This is a genomic window from Lysinibacillus sp. C5.1 (genome assembly GCF_016350185.1).
Taxonomy (GTDB): domain Bacteria; phylum Bacillota; class Bacilli; order Bacillales_A; family Planococcaceae; genus Lysinibacillus; species Lysinibacillus sphaericus.
In genome coordinates this window covers 3,495,490-3,515,413 of record NZ_CP066226.1, presented here as the reverse complement: position 1 = coordinate 3,515,413, position 19,924 = coordinate 3,495,490, and the positions used below count along the sequence as shown (strand labels likewise).

General features: G+C 37.7%; 18 protein-coding genes. 17 read left to right on the top strand and 1 reads right to left on the bottom strand.

Annotated elements, in window-relative coordinates; translation table 11 throughout:
• The first annotated feature begins 87 nt into the window (after nucleotides 1-87).
• The 7 genes from dat (at nucleotide 88) to I5435_RS17110 (ending at nucleotide 7,365) form a co-directional block, all read left to right on the top strand.
• Entirely contained in the window at nucleotides 88-939 is an 852-nt protein-coding gene (gene dat, locus I5435_RS17140; RefSeq protein ID WP_337982663.1) for a D-amino-acid transaminase, read from the top strand.
• Nucleotides 940-1,148: 209 nt separating this feature from the next.
• Nucleotides 1,149-2,156 carry a nuclease-related domain-containing protein gene (locus I5435_RS17135; RefSeq protein ID WP_337982662.1) on the top strand — a complete coding sequence of 336 codons (1,008 nt, stop codon included), beginning with the start codon at nucleotides 1,149-1,151 and terminating at the stop codon, nucleotides 2,154-2,156.
• 3 nt (nucleotides 2,157-2,159) lie between these two features.
• Nucleotides 2,160-3,113 (top strand): diacylglycerol/lipid kinase family protein, encoded by a 954-nt coding sequence (locus I5435_RS17130; protein ID WP_258841861.1) that lies wholly within the window; start codon nucleotides 2,160-2,162, stop codon nucleotides 3,111-3,113.
• Between the two features lie 76 nt (nucleotides 3,114-3,189).
• Nucleotides 3,190-3,837 (top strand): tRNA (guanosine(46)-N7)-methyltransferase TrmB, encoded by a 648-nt coding sequence (gene trmB / locus I5435_RS17125; protein WP_024363744.1) that lies wholly within the window; start codon nucleotides 3,190-3,192, stop codon nucleotides 3,835-3,837.
• Between the two features lie 21 nt (nucleotides 3,838-3,858).
• Nucleotides 3,859-4,722, top strand: a complete 864-nt coding sequence (locus I5435_RS17120) for a YtnP family quorum-quenching lactonase (protein WP_025220337.1) — start codon at nucleotides 3,859-3,861, stop codon at nucleotides 4,720-4,722.
• A 288-nt stretch (nucleotides 4,723-5,010) separates the two neighbouring features.
• Nucleotides 5,011-6,039 (top strand): PTS sugar transporter subunit IIC, encoded by a 1,029-nt coding sequence (locus I5435_RS17115; RefSeq protein WP_024363746.1) that lies wholly within the window; start codon nucleotides 5,011-5,013, stop codon nucleotides 6,037-6,039.
• Nucleotides 6,040-6,138: 99 nt separating this feature from the next.
• Entirely contained in the window at nucleotides 6,139-7,365 is a 1,227-nt protein-coding gene (locus I5435_RS17110) for a carboxylate--amine ligase (RefSeq protein WP_108029979.1), read from the top strand.
• A gap of 377 nt (nucleotides 7,366-7,742) precedes the next feature.
• Here the strand turns inward: I5435_RS17110 and I5435_RS17105 are convergent, their stop codons facing one another.
• On the bottom strand, nucleotides 7,743-8,057 hold the full coding sequence (locus I5435_RS17105) for a peptidase M4 (RefSeq protein WP_024363748.1): 315 nt from the start codon (nucleotides 8,055-8,057) through the stop codon (nucleotides 7,743-7,745).
• A gap of 166 nt (nucleotides 8,058-8,223) precedes the next feature.
• Here I5435_RS17105 and I5435_RS17100 point away from each other — a divergent pair, with 166 nt between their 5' ends.
• The 10 genes from I5435_RS17100 to I5435_RS17055 all read left to right on the top strand — a co-directional run bounded on the left by I5435_RS17100 (nucleotide 8,224) and on the right by I5435_RS17055 (nucleotide 19,915).
• A complete protein-coding gene (locus tag I5435_RS17100) occupies nucleotides 8,224-9,300 on the top strand; it encodes a M42 family metallopeptidase (protein WP_024363749.1) in 1,077 nt (358 codons plus the stop codon).
• Between the two features lie 58 nt (nucleotides 9,301-9,358).
• On the top strand, nucleotides 9,359-9,880 hold the full coding sequence (locus tag I5435_RS17095) for a DUF84 family protein (protein WP_024363750.1): 522 nt from the start codon (nucleotides 9,359-9,361) through the stop codon (nucleotides 9,878-9,880).
• 94 nt (nucleotides 9,881-9,974) lie between these two features.
• Nucleotides 9,975-10,493 carry a hypothetical protein gene (locus I5435_RS17090; RefSeq protein WP_025220334.1) on the top strand — a complete coding sequence of 173 codons (519 nt, stop codon included), beginning with the start codon at nucleotides 9,975-9,977 and terminating at the stop codon, nucleotides 10,491-10,493.
• Nucleotides 10,494-10,563: 70 nt separating this feature from the next.
• Complete coding sequence (locus tag I5435_RS17085) at nucleotides 10,564-11,388, top strand: DUF1444 domain-containing protein (RefSeq protein ID WP_081769926.1); 825 nt, start codon at nucleotides 10,564-10,566, stop codon at nucleotides 11,386-11,388.
• On the top strand, nucleotides 11,385-11,999 hold the full coding sequence (ytpR, locus tag I5435_RS17080) for a YtpR family tRNA-binding protein (RefSeq protein WP_337982661.1): 615 nt from the start codon (nucleotides 11,385-11,387) through the stop codon (nucleotides 11,997-11,999). The genes I5435_RS17085 and ytpR overlap by 4 nt, the downstream gene beginning before the upstream one ends.
• A gap of 207 nt (nucleotides 12,000-12,206) precedes the next feature.
• A complete protein-coding gene (locus tag I5435_RS17075; protein ID WP_337982660.1) occupies nucleotides 12,207-15,632 on the top strand; it encodes a DNA translocase FtsK in 3,426 nt (1,141 codons plus the stop codon).
• Between the two features lie 222 nt (nucleotides 15,633-15,854).
• Entirely contained in the window at nucleotides 15,855-17,168 is a 1,314-nt protein-coding gene (gene murC / locus I5435_RS17070) for a UDP-N-acetylmuramate--L-alanine ligase (RefSeq protein WP_337982659.1), read from the top strand.
• 113 nt (nucleotides 17,169-17,281) lie between these two features.
• Nucleotides 17,282-17,788: a DUF948 domain-containing protein gene (locus tag I5435_RS17065; RefSeq protein ID WP_025220330.1), complete on the top strand. Its 507-nt coding sequence runs from the start codon at nucleotides 17,282-17,284 to the stop codon at nucleotides 17,786-17,788.
• Nucleotides 17,789-17,919: 131 nt separating this feature from the next.
• The gene (locus I5435_RS17060) at nucleotides 17,920-18,429 is read left to right on the top strand and encodes a YtxH domain-containing protein (protein ID WP_024363757.1); all 510 of its coding nucleotides are present in this window, start codon (nucleotides 17,920-17,922) and stop codon (nucleotides 18,427-18,429) included.
• Between the two features lie 335 nt (nucleotides 18,430-18,764).
• Nucleotides 18,765-19,915 (top strand): IS3 family transposase gene (locus I5435_RS17055; protein ID WP_337982658.1). Its coding sequence is split into 2 segments (ribosomal slippage): nucleotides 18,765-19,038 and nucleotides 19,038-19,915, totalling 1,152 coding nucleotides; the frame shifts between segments, so codons are not numbered across the junction.
• The last annotated feature ends 9 nt before the right edge of the window (nucleotides 19,916-19,924 follow it).

Sequence of the window (19,924 nt, the reverse complement as noted above, 5' to 3'; positions counted from 1 at the left end):
CTGCATCTGGTCTTACTTGATTGTGTAGTGGGAATCATTGTACTTAAAAATGTGAAAATAACTTAAAAATGAAAAGGATGTATAAACATGGCATACTCATTATGGAATGACCAAATCGTTGAAGAAGGATCTATTACAATTTCACCAGAAGACCGTGGTTACCAATTTGGTGATGGTATTTACGAAGTAATCAAAGTATATAACGGGCATATGTTTACAGCACAAGAGCACATCGATCGTTTCTATGCTAGTGCCGAAAAAATTCGCCTTGTTATTCCTTATACAAAAGATGTATTACACAAATTATTGCATGATTTAATCGAAAAAAATAATTTAAATACAGGTCATGTTTACTTCCAAATTACACGTGGAACAACTTCTCGTAACCACATTTTCCCGGATGCAAGCGTGCCAGCAGTGCTAACAGGTAATGTTAAAATTGGTGAACGTTCAATTGAAAATTTCGAAAAAGGCGTAAAAGCGACATTGGTTGAAGATGTTCGTTGGTTACGTTGTGATATTAAATCTTTAAATTTACTTGGCGCGGTACTTGCGAAACAAGAAGCATCTGAAAAAGGTTGCTACGAAGCCATTTTACACCGTGGAGATATTATCACAGAATGTTCTTCTGCTAATGTCTATGGTATTAAAGATGGTAAACTTTATACGCACCCAGCAAATAACTACATCTTAAATGGTATTACACGCCAAGTTATATTAAAATGTGCCGCTGAAATAAATTTACCAGTGATTGAAGAGCCGATGACAAAAGGCGATTTATTAGCAATGGATGAAATTATTGTGTCTTCTGTTTCATCTGAAGTGACACCGGTTATCGATGTGGATGGTCAGCAAATTGGTGCAGGTGTTCCTGGTGAATGGACTCGTAAATTGCAAAAAGCATTTGAGGCAAAATTACCAATTTCAATTAATGCCTAATCTGTATAAATGATTAAAAAGAGCTACCTAAAACTTGGTTATTCGCCAAGTTAGGAGGGTAGCTCTTTTTTATAGAACAAAATATGCATGTATTCTCCTGAAACGTCATGTAAAATAAAAAAGATAGCGCCTTTAGTCGATATCACGGTGATACCGACTAGTAACGAGGCGAATTTGATATGGGGCAGTAAGATTGGAGTGACCTAAACATGGCACAATTAGTGAAAATACAAGATTATATTTCACGTTATCAAATTGATTTAGCTAGATATCCAACGCAATTTGTACGTTTAAAGAAAAGCCAATGGGATCGAATTAAACGTCAATGGGAATTGGGCGAAGATATTACCGAGTGGCAGCATACTGCGAATGAAAAAGACAATGATGTATTGGAAGAAAAAGAGCGCTTCTCACTCTTTAAAAAGATTTTTGCAGGGCGACACAAAGAAGACGTGCAAGAAGATATTGAGCAAATGGACGTTACAAACGATTTGACAAATGACGAAGATATGATCCCTGAAGAAGAAACAACTTTATCATTTGAACCGAATATAGTGTACGCACCTCAGTCTATTCATGAGTTGAAGCGAATGTTTATAGATCAGTTTTTTCATTTCCAAATGAAGTGGGCGAGTTCCACTTTGCGGGAAAAATCTTATGTCGATCCTCGATTTTTACGTGATTCTTTGTTGCGAACATTGCTACAAAAATTACCAGATAATTATTTAGTTTTTTACTATCCTATTTTGCAAGTGAGAAAGGCACCAATTGAGCTAGATGTTGTGTTAATGTCACCTACGGAATGTATTTGTATTACTGTACTTGAGGCAGAGAATCAAGCAGTGTATGTAGGTGGAAGTGACCGTTTTTGGGAGAAAAAAGTGGGCACAAAAGATTCGAAAGTACTGAATCCAATGATTAATTTAAGTAGAATGGAATCTGTGTTAACTCAATTATTTAAGCAAGATCAAGTCGACATGCCGATTCGCAAAGTTATTTTAACACGCAATGGCTATTTCGATTATCCAGGCTCATCTTTTAACGTTCGATTAGTGGATCGTCGTAATTATAATGAATGGTTGCATGCTTTAAGAAATGTATCATCTCCTATGAAGCATATGCAAATCCGCGCTGCACAAACAATTTTAAATAACGTCCAAACGACTTCATTTAATCGTGATATTTGGCAACAGACACCTACAAAAGCTGAGGACTAACAGATGCATGTATTATTTATTGTCAATGAGCGTGCAGGGAATGGCAAAGGGAAAATTGTTTGGAATAGACTACAACGACATTTAACGATTGATTATCAAGTCGCTCTGACACAATATGAGGGGCATGGTCAAGAAATTGCGAGCGAGTGGGCACAAAACGGGCAAATAAAAAAGTTAATCATTGTTGTTGGTGGAGATGGCACCGTTCATGAGGTAGTTAGTGGCATTGTACATAATGATTTTGTTGTGATTGGTGTTATTAGTGCAGGCTCTGGTAACGACTTTGCACGTTATTTTCCAACATTTCAAAATGCAACACAAATTGAAGCTTACGTCAAAACGGAAATGCTTGAGCGTTCGATAGATATAGGAAAGATTCAACTAGGAACCATGCACGATGAAATATTCGTCAATAATGCAGGGCTTGGCTTTGATGCCTATGTCACAAAGCATATTAATAAGTCGCGTCTAAAATACTATTTTAATAAAATTGGATTAGGAAAACTATCTTATGCTGCCGCAGTAGTTAGGGGCCTGTTTCGTTTTACCTGTTTCGATGTAACGGTTTATGCAAACAATCAAACACAGCAATTTCAGAATGTATGGTTTGTAGCAACGAGCAATCAACCGTATTTTGGTGGAGGAATGAAAATTTCACCTATGTCTAATGCATTGGACGGCAAAATTGAATTAACCATTGTTCATAATATTGCAAGATGGAAGCTACTACTAGTTTTTGCTACTGTTTTTTTTGAGAAGCATACAACTTTCCGAGAAATAACTTTTTTACAAAGCAATCAATTTGAGATTGTTGTACATGCACAGAGCGTTGATTGTCATACAGATGGTAACTACATTGGTGCAATAGGACAGGATACAATTGTGCGCTGTACAATCCAACAGCAAGCATGGAAATGTATAAAATTAGAAAAAACAAAAAACGTCATTTCGCAATAATATCATGCGAATATGACGTTTTTACGTTATACTATAAAAAATCAATAATTTCACTATTAAGAAATGAGGAAGAAAATTGAGATTACGAAATAAGCCTTGGGCAGAGGAAATGATTACAAATCATCCAGAGGTGATTATTCCAAATCCTGAAGACTTTAAAGGAAATTGGCAAGCGGTTTTTGGCAACAATCACCCATTACACATTGAAGTAGGTACTGGGAAGGGTCAATTTGTAACCGGAATGGCTCTGCAAAATCCAGATATTAATTATATCGGTATTGAGCTTTATGATAGTGTCATCGTTTGCGCATTAGAAAACATTCTTGAAGCTAAATCTCCAGCGAATTTACGTTTGTTAAAAGTAAATGGCGCAGATTTAAATAAATTCTTTGAAAAAAATGATGTAGACCGCGTGTATTTGAATTTCTCAGATCCTTGGCCAAAATTACGCCATGCAAAGCGTCGTTTAACGCATGAGGGTTTTTTGAAATTATATGAGTCGATTCTAGTGGATAACGGGGAAGTTCATTTTAAAACGGACAACCGTGGACTGTTCGAGTATTCGTTAGTTAGTATGTCTGAATATGGTATGTTACTGAAGTATGTATCACTCGACCTACATGCAAATATGCCAGAAGATAATATTATGACAGAATACGAGCAGAAATTTTCTGCTAAAGGTCAGCCGATTTATCGCTTAGAATCGCAATTTATTACAAAATAATAGATAGCAGGGGGAGTAAGGATGGATCAGTTAAAGTTTCACAATATGACATTATCATGGCTAAACGGGGGTGTCACTTGCCTTGATGGCGGTGCAATGTTTGGCGTAGTACCAAAACCACTTTGGTCACGTAAATATCCAGTAAACGAAAACAATCAAATTGAATTACCAACAGAGCCTATTTTAATTCAATATGGTGAAAAAAATTACCTTATTGATACGGGTGTCGGTTTTAACAAATTAAATGAAAAGCAACTACGAAACTATGGCGTAACAGAGGAATCGACGCTAGCTGATAGTTTACAAGAGCTTGGTCTAACAACCGCTGATATCGATGCAATCTTAATGACACATTTACATTTTGATCATGCGGGTGGTCTGACGCAATGGGAAGGTGAAGTTTTAGTTCCTACATTCCCAAATGCTAAAATCTATGTAACACAAATTGAATGGGATGAAATGCGTGAGCCAAATATTCGCTCAAAAAATACGTATTGGAAAGAAAACTGGGAGCCTGTACAGCATTTAGTTGAAACGTACGAAAGCTCTTTAGAGGTAGCTCCTGGCATTGAAATGATCCACACAGGTGGTCATAGTGATGGACATGCCATCATTAAGTTGTCACAAAATGGTGAGGTCATGATACATATGGCCGATATTATGCCAACGCATGCGCATCAAAATCCATTATGGGTGTTAGCATATGATGATTATCCGATGACGAGTGTATTTGCTAAGGAACGAATGATGAAAGAAGCTTTAGCAAACGGCTACAGTTTTATTTTCTACCATGATGCGTATTATCGTATGGTGAAATGGAATGAAACAGGTAAGGAAATGGTTGCTAAGTTAGAACGCAGTAGACAAGCGGTTATAACATTTTAATCATAGGTCACACATGTGAACTAGACTATAGGCAAGCGAAAGATTAGACGCTTGCCTGTAGTCTTTTTTATTTATCTTGCTGTAATTGTTTATGTGCCTGGCACCGATATTTTTTGTGCAGTTTTCAGCTAGTTGTAAACGACTACTTTCTGACTATGGATGGAATATGCTGTTTACCGATATTGGTATACAATATTCTGAATATTTTATATTGACCGATTAGTCTAATATTAATATACTGAGATAACATCAACGAGCGTTATATTGTCAGAAGGGAAATGAACTACAATGAAAAATTTTATTAATAATGTACTAACCGGTATGAGTATGGGGATTGTCGTTTGTTTAATTCCAAACGCATTAGTTGGAGAAATATTAAAATTAATTATTCCCTACGTACCTCAGTTAGAAATTATTTTAAATACATCGGTTTTAGCTATGAGTCTATTGCCAGTTGTAATAGGTGTAATGACAGGTATTTGCTTTAAATTAACGCCTGTTCAAACATGTAGCGTTGGACTAGCTGCATTTGTCGGTAGCGGTGTCTATACAATTGATCCGGATGCAGGTATTACCATCGCCGGTATTGGTGTGGTAATTAATATCGGGATTACGACAGCTTTGGCTGTACTGTTTGTGCAATTTTTAGGAAATAAGCTGAAAGATTTTACACTTCTTTTAATGCCTGCACTTGCTATGTTCGTACCTGGTTTAATCGGAAATGCCATTTTACCGTATGTGCGTACAGGCTCAGGCTATGTTGGTCTGATAATTGAGCATTTAACGACATTACAACCTGTTGTAATGGGTTCGCTAATTGCCATGATCTTCTCTATCTTAATCATTTCACCAATCTCTACAATCGGTGTTGCGACAGTTATTATGTTATCAGGCATCGGTGCAGGTGCTGCAAATCTCGGTGTTTGTGCTTCTGGCGTCGGAATGTGTATTGCCAGTTATAAAGCAAATAATATTGGGACAGCCATTGCCCATGTTGCGTCAGCAAAAATTCAAATGCGTAATTTTTTCATGAAACCTAAAATAGCATTTCCGATGATTATTACTGCGGGAATATTAGGGGCATTAGCAGGTCTGTTTGAAATCGTAGGTACCCCATACAGTGCAGGTTTCGGTTTAGGTGGTTTTGTGGGACCGTTGAAATATTTAAGTTTAGTCGGATGGACACCTTATACAATCACTGTAGCTGTTACATTATTTATCGCCTTACCAATTATATTAAATGTCATCTTACTGCGAATCTTCTCGATGAAATTGAAATGGATTACATCCAATGATTACAAAGTACATTATGAATAATGGAAAAGTCTCCGTATGGGGGCTTTTTTTTCGTGAACATTTTGGAAAATGTGATACACTAAAAGCTATACTAAAACACAAAAGAGAGTTGAAATAACGATGGCAACGGAGCAACCATTTTTACCAGTATTATTAGGATCAGATATGAATGCATACGGCATGGCCCGAGCATTTTATGAAGCATATGGCATTAAGCCACTTGTATTAGGACGTTCACATTTAACAGCAACACAGGATAGCCATATATTGGAGTTCCAAGAAATCGATCGTTTAAATGAACAAGACGTATTTGCACCAGCCCTTGCACAAGTTGCAAAACAATACGCTGATAAAAAATTACTGCTACTTGCTTGTGGCGATGATTATGCAAAACTAATTATTAAAAACAAACCGGCTCTACAGGAGCACTTTACAGTACCTTATATTGATGAGTCATTAATGGATGAAATATTATTGAAAGAAAATTTTTATAAAATGTGTGAGAAGTACGACTTTAAGTATCCAGGTACAACAACAGTTACAGCTAAAAACTATCAAGACTTTACACCACCATTTGACTATCCAATTATTTTAAAAGCGTCCAATTCAGTGGAATATTGGGCTTGTAAATTCCCAGGAAAGAAAAAGGTCTTCGTTGCACATGATGAAGCGGAAAAAACGGCTATCTTAAAAGCGATTTATAGCTCTACTTACCAAGATACAATGATTATTCAAGAATTCATCCCTGGTGATGATTCGTATATGCGCGTGTTAAATGCATATGTAGGAAAAGACGGGAAAGTGAAGCTAATGTGCCTAGGTAACCCAATTTTGGAAGAGCATTCACCTGAAGGAATTGGTAGTTATGCAGCAATCGTAACGACATATGATAAAGCGCTGATGGATCAAGTGCGCCACTTTTTAGAAGATATCGGCTATACGGGCTTTGCTAACTTCGATATGAAGTATGATATTCGCGATAAACAATATAAGTTATTTGAAATTAATTTACGTAACGGTCGCTCAAGCTATTATGTAACCGCAAGTGGTCATAACTTAATGAAATATGTAGCGGATGACCATATGTTAAATATTGAGCAACAGTTAACATATGTTGAGGATAAACATTTATGGATGATTATTCCGAAAGGTGTGCTATTTAAATACGCATCAAACGAAAAGCTTAAACTAGAAGCGCAAAAATTGATTCGTGAAGGAAAGTGCACCAATTCACTTTACTTCAATCAAGATATGAATCCAAAGCGATGGGTAAAGCTTACGCTAAATAATCTAAACTATTACCGAAAATATAAAAAGTATTTTAATAATAAAGGTCTAGAAGAATAAGATTACGTAAAAGGAGGTATAACACATATACCTCCTTTTATTTGATTTCTCTCGGAGTAAGGTGATTTACCCGCGAAAAGGTGAAGAATACCCGCGGAGTGAGGTGATTTACCCGCGGAAGGGTGAGGAATACCCGCGGAGTAAGGTGATTTACCCGCGAAAAGAGAAGAAATACCCGCGGAGTAAGGTGATTTACCCGCGAAAGCGAGGAATACCCGCGGAGCAAGAAGATTTACCCGCGAAAGCGAGGAATACCCGCGAAACAACGAAAAACAACTTGAGCAGCATCGTTCATCCTTCACTACATATATGTAGTTATAAAGAAAATAGCATATGGACGTATCACAATGTCCACATGCTATTGTAAAAGATTATGTTTAGACTTCGATTAGTTCTACGACAACGCCAGAGCGTGCGTCGGCAGCGAACTCGAATGTTTGCATTTCACCCTCGTGCATGCGAGAAATCCCACCACGATAAACGGGAATTGTCATAAAACCATTTGTGAAATTATCTGTTTTCATAAAGATCCAAGAACCGTCTATTGGCGCATCTTTTTTAAATTCCTTTTTTATGTTTTCAAGTACTTGTCCTGCTGGCACATACGGAGAAACTTTTTCACTGGCTTCTTTAATAATGACTGCCGCGGCGAGGCCTGTTGCAACACCAATTAAAAAATCACGTAATTTCATGGGTTTTTTCCTCCTTTTCCTATAGCTCTATTTTAGCATAGCACAAAGAGTGAATGCACGTTCATTGCAAAGGACTTTTATGAAATATATCAATATTTCGACTTCTGAAATAATTATGATACAATAAGCAAGGAAGAAAATTCTACTTCGTGGGGAGAGAGTCATCATGAATGAGGAAACATTACAATTATTTAAAACTTTAACGGAATTACCGGGTGCACCAGGCAATGAACATGCAGTACGTGCATTTATGCGTTCAGAGCTACAGAAGTACTCAGATGAGGTTATCCAAGATCATTTAGGTGGTATTTTTGGTGTCAAGCATAGTGAAGTAGCAGATGCCCCTAAAATACTTGTAGCAGGTCATATGGACGAAGTAGCATTTATGGTTACATCTATTACTGATAATGGGTTAATTCGTTTTCAAACACTTGGAGGCTGGTGGAACCAAGTGATGCTTGCACAACGTGTAGAAGTATATACTAAAAACGGTGCAATTCCAGGTGTAATTTCATCCATTCCACCGCATTTACTTACAGATGCAGAACGTGCAAAACCAATGGAAATCAAAAATATGCTGATTGATGTCGGCGCGGACAATAAAGAAGATGCGATTGCTCTTGGCGTTCGCCCAGGACAGTCAATCATCCCAGTATGTCCATTTACGCCGATGGCCAATCCGAAAAAAATAATGGCAAAAGCGTGGGATAATCGCTACGGCTGTGGACTGGCGATTGAATTAATGAAAGAAGTGAAAGATGAAAAATTAGCTTCTCATTTATATTCAGGCGCCAATGTTATGGAAGAAGTTGGATTGCGTGGCGCTCAAGTGTCAGCAAATATGATTCAACCTGATTTATTTTTCGCGTTAGATGCATCACCTGCGAACGATATGTCTGGAGATAAAAATCAATTTGGTCAACTTGGTAAAGGGACATTATTACGAATACTTGACCGTACAATGGTCACACACCGTGGTATGCGTGAGTTTATTTTAGATACGGCAGAATCTAATCATATTCCATATCAGTATTTTGTATCTCAAGGCGGCACCGATGCTGGTCGTGTACATACATCAAATGACGGTGTACCAAGTGCTGTGATTGGTGTGTGCTCGCGTTATATCCATACGTCAGCATCGATCATTCATATTGATGACTATGCAGCAGCTAAAGCATTAATCGTAGAATTAGTGAAAAAAGCAGATCGTTCGACATTAGAAACGATTCGCGCTAATGTATAAGTAACAGAAAAGATGCCTTTAGGGCATCTTTTTTCTATGTAAAGAAAGAGGGATATCAATGGAAATAGCGATTGGGACAACGAATAAAGCGAAAATCCAAGCAGTGCAAGCGATTGTTAATCAATATTTTGAAAAAGTAAATTTTACATATTTTAAAGCCGCCTCACAAGTATCAGAGCAACCTTTAACTACGGAAGAAACAAGATTAGGGGCCATCAATCGGGCGAAAAATACAGCCCTTGCGACCGATGCAGCACTATCCTTTGGACTTGAAGGTGGCGTCACTGAAATAGATGGTGTGATGTATGTCTGCAATTGGGGAGCACTAACATTAGCTGATGGGACAACGTTTACGGCAGCAGGTGCACAAATTATTTTGCCAGAAGAAATTGCCCAGGAAATAAGGGGTGGCAGGGAGCTTGGTCCTGTAATGGAACAATATACGCAACGTCTAGATATTCGTCAAGGCGCAGGGGCTGTAGGTATTTTTACGCAAGGGATAGTGAGTAGACAGACAATGTTTGAGCATATTGTCGCGCTGCTTGTTGGACAATATTTGTTCACATTAGCACAAAGATAGTGTCTTAGAACTAGTGAGAACGAAGCAGTGAAGTTGCAACTTATCTAGAATTTTTTTAAAATAGAAAAAAGTTAGCAATGAAAGGGAGATTGAAATGTCTTATGCAAGGCTTCAAGCATTAGGTTTACTGCTATTACTTTTGGGGCTTTCGGGTTGTAATCAATCGGTTGATGAACAAATTGCTAGTGGACTTCAAATGACAGAAAAGGTATTTGCAGAAGAGCCAGAAGCGTATACCGACAAAATTGGTCAAATTCAACTTTTTTTACCGTCAAAGTTCAAAATTGAGGATAGTTCAGATGCCTATAATATTTTAATATCAAAAGGAACGAATTCCTATATTCTTTTTATCAATGATCGTGAACAAGACGATAGTAAGCTTTATTATAATCTGCTAAAAGAAGATCGTTCAAAGAAAGTCATTAATGAAACTACATATGACAAGGATGGTATTTTCGGCTTCTCTGCGGTGTCTAAAACAGATAATAAAGATGAATTTGAGTTAATTGTCAGCAGTGGTGGTGTAAAAATGACGACTATTTCACCAGCAAATAATATTGAAAATAATCTTCATGAGATGACGAAAATCGTTCATTCGGTTAAGATTAAATAATTGCATCGTTTGAAGAGCGGTTCACAAATCTATGTGAGCCGCTTCATTATGAAGAAAGGACGTGAGCGAATTGAAACAAATAAAATCAGAGCAACTTGTGTCCCTATTAAAAAAACAGTTAAATGAGCAAAAGTTTGATTTTCAATTTGATAAAAAGCAAGATAAATTACGCTTAAATCATAAAAAACTAGACAAAGGGATGGAGCTTTCTTTACCAGGTATTTTAGCAAAATATAATGAAAAGCAAGAAGCGGCGATTGCAGAAGTTGTCTATACGATTGAGCAAACTTTTTTAGCAATGGAACAGGAGCAGGAGCAAGGCTTTAAACAATCTGGGCAAATCTACCCGGTTATTCGTGCTACATCTTATCCGAAAGCTTCGAAAGAAGGACATGCTTTTATCACAACGGAGCATACTGCCGAAACACGTATTTTCTATGCACTCGATTTAGGAAAAACGTATCGCTTTATTGATGAATCCATGTTAGAAACGTTAAAATTAACTGTAGAGCAAATCCGAGAAATGGCGCGTTTTTCTGTTAAGCAACTACCAACCAATTATAAGAAAGACGAAGTAGCTGGTAATGTCTTTTATTTTATTAATGCCAATGATGGCTATGATGCCAGTCGTATTTTAAATGAAAGCTTTTTAAAAGATATGCGCTCAAAAATTGAAGGGGATATGACTGTATCTGTACCTCATCAAGATGTATTAATACTAGGTGATATTCGCAATGAAACAGGGTATGATGTATTAGCACAGATGACGATGCATTTCTTTACGGTAGGAACAGTACCGATTACGTCATTATCATTTATTTATGAAGATGGAGAGCTAGAACCAATCTTTATACTAGCAAAAAACAGAGTAAAGAAGGAGCAAGAAAAACAATGAATGTATTTTACAACAAAGAACATGTGGGAGATGTCCTATTAGTACAATTAGCAACAGAGGCAATTGTGAAAACAGAGGTAGAACGTGCTGGTGATATTGCCATTTTAAAAGAAGCACAAACAGGGGAAATAAAAGCATTTAACTTATTTAATGCAAGTAAGTATGTGCAAGTTGAGGCGCAGGGGAATGTAGAGATTACACCAGAATTTGTTGCACAGCTTGAAGCTGCTATTACGAACAATGGAGCTACAATTAGCCTGGATGTAGATTTTTCACCTAAATTTGTTGTGGGCTATGTAGAAACAAAAGAAAAGCATCCAAATGCTGATAAATTAAGTATTTGTACTGTCAATGTAGGAGAAGAAATGCTACAAATTGTATGTGGTGCACCGAACGTTGATGCTGGTCAAAAAGTAGTCGTTGCTAAAATTGGAGCTGTTATGCCATCAGGTATGCTGATTAAAGAAGGCAATTTACGTGGTGTTGACTCTTTTGGTATGTTATGCTCAGCGCGTGAATTAGCCATTCCTAATGCACCATCTGAAAAAGGTATTTTAATTTTACCTGAAGATGCTGTAGTAGGTAGTGCATTTGAAACACCAAGCCGTTAAACGAATAAGTTTGAAGCAAAAATCGTTATGCTACCAATAGCTGGTGGTATAACGATTTTTTGTCTAGATTGAGCCTATAAATACGAGTTTCTATATCATTTTTATGGTATGCTTTTTGATGTGGACATTGAACATAGTTTTAGTACCCGATTTTAATAGTCTTAGACAATGCTATAAAAGAAGTGTAAGAGAAATGAGTGAAACAACGTGAATTGGTTTAAAAGAAAATTAGATAAAATTTTAAATAGAGATGACTATGAATATGAAGAATATTACGAAGAGTATGAGGAGCAACCGCAGCAGCAACAGCCGATAAAGGAGACGCAAGCACCTTCACAAAAAGCTTTTCGTTTCCCTTTAATTGACGATGAACCAGAGTTGCCGCAACCTGCTTCACAACCAAAAGAAATGTTTAATCAAATGGACGATGTATATGGCCAAATTGAAGATTTATCTTTACCAAAACATTTAAATCATCAAGTTGTAGATTCCCGTGTATATGACATAGAAGTTTCTGGAATTCGTGAGCTTTTAGAAAATCGTTCGAAACGAACTGGCCGAACGACAATTTCACGTGTTCAACCTAAGCAAGAATATCCGACAAAAGCGAGTATGGTTTTTCGTGATGCACAAGTTGAAGCTACACCTGTTATAAAAGAACCACAAGCGAAACAGGAAAATACTGCCGAAATTATGGCGCAAAATCGTAAACGTTTTGTACCAACAGATGTTCCTTCGCCAGTTTATGGTTTTGCAAAACCAAGTCCAATCGAGCAATTATTAAATAAACGCAAGGAGGAACATGAAGCGGAAAAGCCCTCCATTGCTATGATTGCAAAAGAAGCGACAACAAATAAGCCTATTGAAAATATACTAGAAGAAAAAGAGCCTACCATTACGCCAAATGATTTACATGAACAGCTTGAGATATCAAGCTTAAAGGAAGTGCCAGCGAAGCATTCAAGTGAATTTGAGGATGTTGAAGTGATAGAGCAAAGGCAAGCAATCGTTGATGCGAATAGCAAAGCTACTTCGAAGCAACCAATTACTTTTGAAGAAGTTGAAGTGACAGAGTCAAGCAAAGTAGCTTTTGAAGCATCTACGGAAGCAACACCAAAGCAGCCGATTACATTTGAAGAGCTTGAAATTCCAGAGCAGAGCGAACTGACAGATAAAGCAGATATAGAGCTACCTATACCACAAACAACATCTTTTGCTGTAAATTTTGAAGCTCAAATTAAAGATGCTGTGCAACAAGAACTAGCTGTTGAACAGCTATCAGCAGATCAATCCGAAATTCATGTAAAAGAAGTCGTTGTGGAACAATTACAAATAGAGAATTCCACAATCCATATTGGAGAAGTGACGGTTGTTCAGCCGACGAGTGAAGAAAATGAACAGCAGGTAGTCGAGGAGTCATCTTTAAAGCAAGAAAAGAGTCGCATTCCATTTAATGTCTTAATGTTAAAAACAGATAAAGAAAAATGGCGCATTTCACAACAATTAAAATCGAAAGTGCCAGCGACTACAGAAAAAATACAAAGCGAGATAGCGGTTACTTCCGATGATGACAAAATCGACGATGGAGCATTGTTAGAAAATGTAAATACATCTTCAATAGAGACATCATCCCAAGAACCTTTTTCCAAAATGACAGAATCTAATAGTAATCCTGTTATCACGATGTCTCCTGTTGCAACAATGACGCGGATGCCAACTGAAAAACAGTCAATTGAAGCGGATGCAAATGAAGTAAAACCAGTATCACCGATTGTCACAAATGAAATGCGCCAAGCAGAGCAGCTAGCGATTGAAGTGGATACTGTTGAAGAAAATCCAGTATCACCGATAGTCACAAATGAAGTAAGCCAAGCAGAACAGTCAGCAAGTGAAGCGGATGCACATGAAGCAAATCCAGTATCACCGATTGTTCCAAATGAAATTCATCAAGCAGAACAGTTAGCAAGTGAAGCGGATACACTTGAAGAAAATACACCACCGTTTGTTGCAAATGCTTTACGTCAAGCAGAACAACCAGCAATTACAGTGGATGCAAGTGAAGAAGTTTCTGCAACGCTTTTTGTCGAAACGGATTTATTACATGAAAAAACTATCGCACAATCAAATGATAATCAAAACATCATTGAAGAGAAACTTAATGATTCACTGGAAATTTTAAATATAGAGCCTGAAAAAGAAATAACACCTCAAAAGCCTATTCATGTGTACCAAAAGCCAACGGATGAATTTTTGGAGCCACCTGAGGAGAAAACACAGGATACAGAGTGGATGGAGCAACAAGGGGATACACTAGTTGAAGCACTATCTTATTTCCAAGTGTCAGCACAAATAGAATCGATTATGCAAGGTCCTGCCGTTACTCAATTTGAAATTACAGTTAGTCATGGTACAAAGGTAAGTAAAATTCGTAATTTAGCAGATGACTTAAAACTGGCTTTAGCTGCAAAAGACATTCGAATACAGGCGCCGATTCCTGGAAAGAGTTCGATCGGAATAGAAATTCCTAACCGTGTATCTCGTGCTGTTCGTTTATCAGAAGTGACAAATAGTGCGTCATTCCTCGATTCTGATTCACCACTTGAAGCGGCACTTGGTCTCGATTTAACAGGGAAGCCAGTGACAATTGATTTACGAAAAATGCCACATGGCTTAATTGCTGGGGCGACTGGTTCAGGAAAGTCTGTTTGTATCAATTCCATTTTGGTTAGTTTATTATATAAAGCTGCACCGCATGAATTAAAACTTATGCTGATTGACCCAAAAATGGTAGAGCTTGCGCCATTCAATCATATTCCCCATTTAGTCAGTCCGGTTATTACGGATGTAAAGGCTGCAACAGCAGCGTTAAAATGGGCTGTAGAGGAGATGGAGCGTCGTTATCAGCTATTTGCACATGCAGGTGCGCGTGATATTACACGTTATAACGCTTTAGCAGATAAAAACAATGAGCATAGTTTAAAATTACCCTATATTTTAATTGTTATTGATGAGTTAGCAGACTTAATGATGATGTCGCCAGCAGATGTTGAGGAAGCAATTTGTCGGATTGCGCAGAAGGCACGTGCTTGTGGTATTCATTTAATTGTTGCCACGCAAAGACCTTCTGTCGATGTTATTACAGGTCTAATTAAATCTAATATCCCTACCCGTATTGCCTTTGCGGTATCTTCACAAATCGATTCACGTACAATATTAGATGGGCAAGGGGCAGAGCGCTTACTAGGGCGAGGCGATATGTTGTATCTAGGTAATGGCATGTCGGCACCTGTACGTTTGCAAGGGACGTTTGTAACAGATGATGAAATAGAAGCGATTATCGATCATGTTCGTGAGCAAGGTGAACCAGATTATATATTCGATCAAGAGGAACTTTTAAAGAAATCAGAAGTTACTGCAGAGCAAGATGATTTGTTTGAGGATGTCTGTCGCTTTGTTTATGAAGCAGGTGGAGCTTCGACTTCTCTTATTCAACGCAAGTATCATATCGGTTATAATCGTGCTGCACGTTTAATTGATATGCTGGAATCACATGGTTTTGTGTCAGAAGCACGAGGTAGTAAACCGCGTGAAAGTTATATTACTGAGCAAGATTTAATTGCTATGTTTGAATAAGAATTGCGGTGTTTTCGTCAAGATTATCTGACTTTCGTCAAAATTAGTTTTTTTAGAAAAGTTGCACATTTATCCTTGTGCATAAATAGTGCTATAATAGACAAGATGTTTTAACATAGTACGTATTTTTCTGTACGTGTAAAGGTATTAATACCTAGTACAAAATACGATACACCTAATAGATGATAGATGGGATATTGTATTTCCCGGGGGGTTTAATTAATGACAGTTTTTCATTTCACAGGCATTAAAGGTTCTGGCATGAGTTCGCTTGCACAAATCTTATTTGATGCTGGTGAACAAGTACAGGGCTCAGATATTGATAAGTATTTCTTTACGGAACAACCGTTACGTGAACGAAATATTCCAATTTTTACTTTTAATGCGGATAATATTAAAGAAGGTATGACAATAATCGCAGGGAATGCTTTTCCTGATGACCATCCTGAATTAGTGCGAGCACGTGAAATCGGTGTAGAAATTATTCGTTATCACAAATTTCTTGGTGAGTATATTGGCAATTACACATCCATTGCCATTACAGGTGCGCATGGCAAAACCTCTACAACAGGCTTAATGGCGCATGTTGTTGGCGGATATAAACCAACATCGTATTTAATTGGTGATGGTACTGGTGCAGGACATGAAAATGCAAACTTCTTTGTGATGGAAGCATGTGAGTATCGTCGACACTTTTTAGCCTATAATCCTGATTATGCAGTAATGACGAATATTGACTTTGACCATCCGGATTACTTCGCGAACATTGAAGATGTATATGCAGCCTTTCAATCACTTGCCTTACAAGTGAAAAAAGCAATTATTGCATGTGGTGATGATGAGCATTTGCAACGTATTCAAGCGAAAGTGCCTGTTGTTTATTATGGGTTCGGAGCTGAAAATGACTTCGAAGCACGTAATGTTGAAAAAACAACAGAAGGCACAACATTTGATGTATTTGTTCGCAATGAATTTTATAGCACTTTCTTTATTCCGCTATTTGGCGACCATGCAGTGTTGAATACATTAGCTGTTATTACACTTTGCCAATACGAGGGTATTTCATCAGAAATTATTCAAGAACGTTTAAACACATATAAAGGTGTAAAAAGACGTTTTACGGAATCGAAAATCGGGAATCATGTGTTAATTGATGATTACGCACATCATCCAACAGAAATACGTGCAACGATTCAATCGGCTAGACAAAAATATCCTGAACGTGAATTGGTAGCTATATTCCAGCCACACACATTCACACGTACGCAAGCATTTTTACAGGACTTTGCTGATAGCCTTAGTTTGGCAGATGCAGCATACCTTTGCGATATTTTTGGTTCAGCAAGGGAAACGCAAGGTGCACTGTCAATTCAAGATTTAGCCTCTCTTATTGAAGGAAGTGCTGTAATTACTACAGAAGGTATTGATGTTTTAACAAAGCATAAAGGCGCAGTGTTTTTATTTATGGGCGCAGGCGATGTTCATAAGTTCCAAGATGCCTTTGAAGATGTACTAAAAAACAACGAAACAGCTTAATCCGTAAGGAATAAGCTGTTTTTCTAAAATTTGAGAAGGATTTAAGTTTTATTTGTCGAAGATAAGGTAAGTAATAGTATAGAGAGAATTCTTACTAGCAGGAGGTCTATTTTATGGAAGTCATTTTGTATATCGCAGCAATTATTGCAGCAATCGGTTTTTTATTTTTGTGTGTCAGCGTCGGTATGACGTTATTTTCGCTCAAATCCATTCTTAGCAGTTTATCAGGCACATTATCAGGCATTGAGAAACAAATGGAAGGCATTACACGTGAAACGACTTCTTTGTTAATTAAAACAAATAGCTTAGCCGAAGATATTCAACAAAAATCGGAGCAGTTAAATTCTGTTGTTCATGCAGTGAAAGGTATGGGTGAGTCTGTAAATGGTTTAAATGCATCCGTACAGCAAATTACATCATCTATTTCTAAAAGCGTTGAACAGAACGAAGAAAAAATTGCGCAAGTTGTACAGTGGAGTAATGTTGCAATGGGCATTGCAGATAAATGGAAGAAGCGTAAAATTATTGAGCAGGCACCAGAAATAATGCCTGAGGACGTATATAATTTTGAACAAGTTCAATCGGACAAGCCGAAAAGAAAATGGGGTCGCAAAAAATAATTATTATTGAGCAGGTGCTTTATTGACACCTGCTGAATATAAATAAAGCCTTAGGCGATTTTCATGTGTTGCTCGCAAGTAGTAATACAGACGTCTAGGCGCATTAGATTATAAAATGGGAGGAATTGTCCATGACTACACAAAAGCCAAACTTTAACGAAGTGAAAGAACAACAACTTGAAAGTACATTACCACAGCTTTATAATTCGCAGGAATCGATCTATGAAGAGGAGCGTGTAAACATGAAAGATTTCGTCATTGGCGCTTTAGTTGGAGGTATAGTGGGGGCAGCAGCAGGGTTATTATTAGCTCCAAAATCAGGGAAAGATTTACGTAGTGATGTGGCAGTGCAAGCCGTTAATTTAAAAGATAAAAGTGCAGACTTCTCGTCAACAGCGAAGGATAAAACAGTGCAACTATCAAAACAAATTCAAGAGCAATCTTCACAATTGGTAGAGAAAGTTAAAACGCTTAAGTCTGCAAAAGCACCAACTGTTTTTGATGATGGAACGGTTTCTTTTGAAGGGGAAGAGCCACTTGATGAATTTATCGATGGTGGTGAAGTAAAACAAGAGGACGTAGTAGAAGCAACTGAACAAACTGTTGAAAAGCAAGAGAAAGCACAAGAGGTTCGAGCGTAAACTAAAGGGGAATTTAGGATTTCCTATAGAACACTACACTAGTACTAGTTGATGAAAACGGTGGTGGTGACTCCTGTGAGCATGTGGAATGTACCGTAAAGCACGCATATAAGATGGCACAAACCGCGCAGGAAGCCCTCGCCGTAGCCTGACATCAACAACATAGCAAAAAGTGTTAGATTGATTACGGAACTGACCCCAATAGGTATAGACAAATAAAAAAAGCATCTTCGATTGAAAGGAACTGACCCCAATAGATATAGACAAATAAAAAAAGCATCTTCGATTGAAATCGGGTATAGATACCCAAACTTCAATTAGGAGGTGTTTTTTCTATGGGAACAAGAGTGAGTTATCCATATGATGTAAAAATGAAAGCGATTGAGATGCGATTAGCGGGTGTACCTGTCAAACAGATTTTATTGGATTTAAATATACGCCATAAAACGCAGGTCGAAACATGGGTGCGTTGGTATAGAAATGGTGAAGTGAATCGTTTGAAACAACCAGTAGGCAAACAATATAGCTTTAATAAAGGTCCTGAATCTGATAACGAACAAACGAAATTAGCATTGGAAAACCGTTATTTAAAGCAACAAATAGAGGTGCTAAAAAAGTACGCGGAGTTGGAGAGGAAGTGGTTGGAGAAGTAGCAGTACAGTTAGTTGCGTCATTGAGAGACTTGATGTGTGTAAAGGACATTTGTAGACACTTAGGGATTGCACGATCTACCTACTATCGTTGGAAACAGGCATCAACCGATGCAAGGTCTCGTCAGGCAATAGAGAGACGTATCGGTGAACTGTGTCGTGCGCATAAGTTTCGCTATGGCTACCGAAAAATCACGGCACTTTTACGCCAAGAATTACGCGTCAATCATAAAGTCGTTCAACGTATCATGCAAAAATATGGTTGGCAATGTCGTGTGAAAGTGAAAAAACGGAAACAAACAGGTCAACCTCACGCTATCGCAGCCAATTTATTAAATCGTGATTTTGAAGCAAGTGCACCCTTACAGAAGCTCGTAACCGATATTACTTACTTGCCATTTGGTCAGAAACAGTTGTATCTTTCAAGTATTCAAGATTTATATAATGGCGAAATTATTGCCTATTCGATTGGAGACTGCCAAGATACAGATTTTGTGTTGCATACGTTAGCCCAACTCCATGATGTACCTGAAGGTTGTACGTTGCATAGTGACCAAGGCGCGGTGTATACATCTTCTCACTATCAACAGGCCGTAAAAGCAAAAGGCATTACCATGAGCATGTCCCGTAAAGGTACGCCCGCTGATAATGCCCCAATCGAATCGTTTCATTCTGTGTTAAAGTCTGAAACATTCTACTTAGACAATTTGAACAGTACTACGACGGCCATCGTAGAACAAACTGTCAAAGACTATATAAACTATTATAACAATAACCGAATTCAAACGAAACTAAACAACCAGTCACCGGTTCAATACCGACAACTGGTTGGGTAATGCTTTTTT

Coding starts and splice junctions, on each gene's coding strand:
- dat (WP_337982663.1), top strand. CDS start 88: ATGGCATACTCATTATGGAATGACCAAATCGTTGAAGAAGGATCTATT.
- I5435_RS17135 (WP_337982662.1), top strand. CDS start 1,149: ATGGCACAATTAGTGAAAATACAAGATTATATTTCACGTTATCAAATT.
- I5435_RS17130 (WP_258841861.1), top strand. CDS start 2,160: ATGCATGTATTATTTATTGTCAATGAGCGTGCAGGGAATGGCAAAGGG.
- I5435_RS17120 (WP_025220337.1), top strand. CDS start 3,859: ATGGATCAGTTAAAGTTTCACAATATGACATTATCATGGCTAAACGGG.
- I5435_RS17115 (WP_024363746.1), top strand. CDS start 5,011: ATGAAAAATTTTATTAATAATGTACTAACCGGTATGAGTATGGGGATT.
- I5435_RS17110 (WP_108029979.1), top strand. CDS start 6,139: ATGGCAACGGAGCAACCATTTTTACCAGTATTATTAGGATCAGATATG.
- I5435_RS17105 (WP_024363748.1), bottom strand. CDS start 8,057: ATGAAATTACGTGATTTTTTAATTGGTGTTGCAACAGGCCTCGCCGCG.
- I5435_RS17100 (WP_024363749.1), top strand. CDS start 8,224: ATGAATGAGGAAACATTACAATTATTTAAAACTTTAACGGAATTACCG.
- I5435_RS17095 (WP_024363750.1), top strand. CDS start 9,359: ATGGAAATAGCGATTGGGACAACGAATAAAGCGAAAATCCAAGCAGTG.
- I5435_RS17090 (WP_025220334.1), top strand. CDS start 9,975: ATGTCTTATGCAAGGCTTCAAGCATTAGGTTTACTGCTATTACTTTTG.
- ytpR (WP_337982661.1), top strand. CDS start 11,385: ATGAATGTATTTTACAACAAAGAACATGTGGGAGATGTCCTATTAGTA.
- murC (WP_337982659.1), top strand. CDS start 15,855: ATGACAGTTTTTCATTTCACAGGCATTAAAGGTTCTGGCATGAGTTCG.
- I5435_RS17065 (WP_025220330.1), top strand. CDS start 17,282: ATGGAAGTCATTTTGTATATCGCAGCAATTATTGCAGCAATCGGTTTT.
- I5435_RS17060 (WP_024363757.1), top strand. CDS start 17,920: ATGACTACACAAAAGCCAAACTTTAACGAAGTGAAAGAACAACAACTT.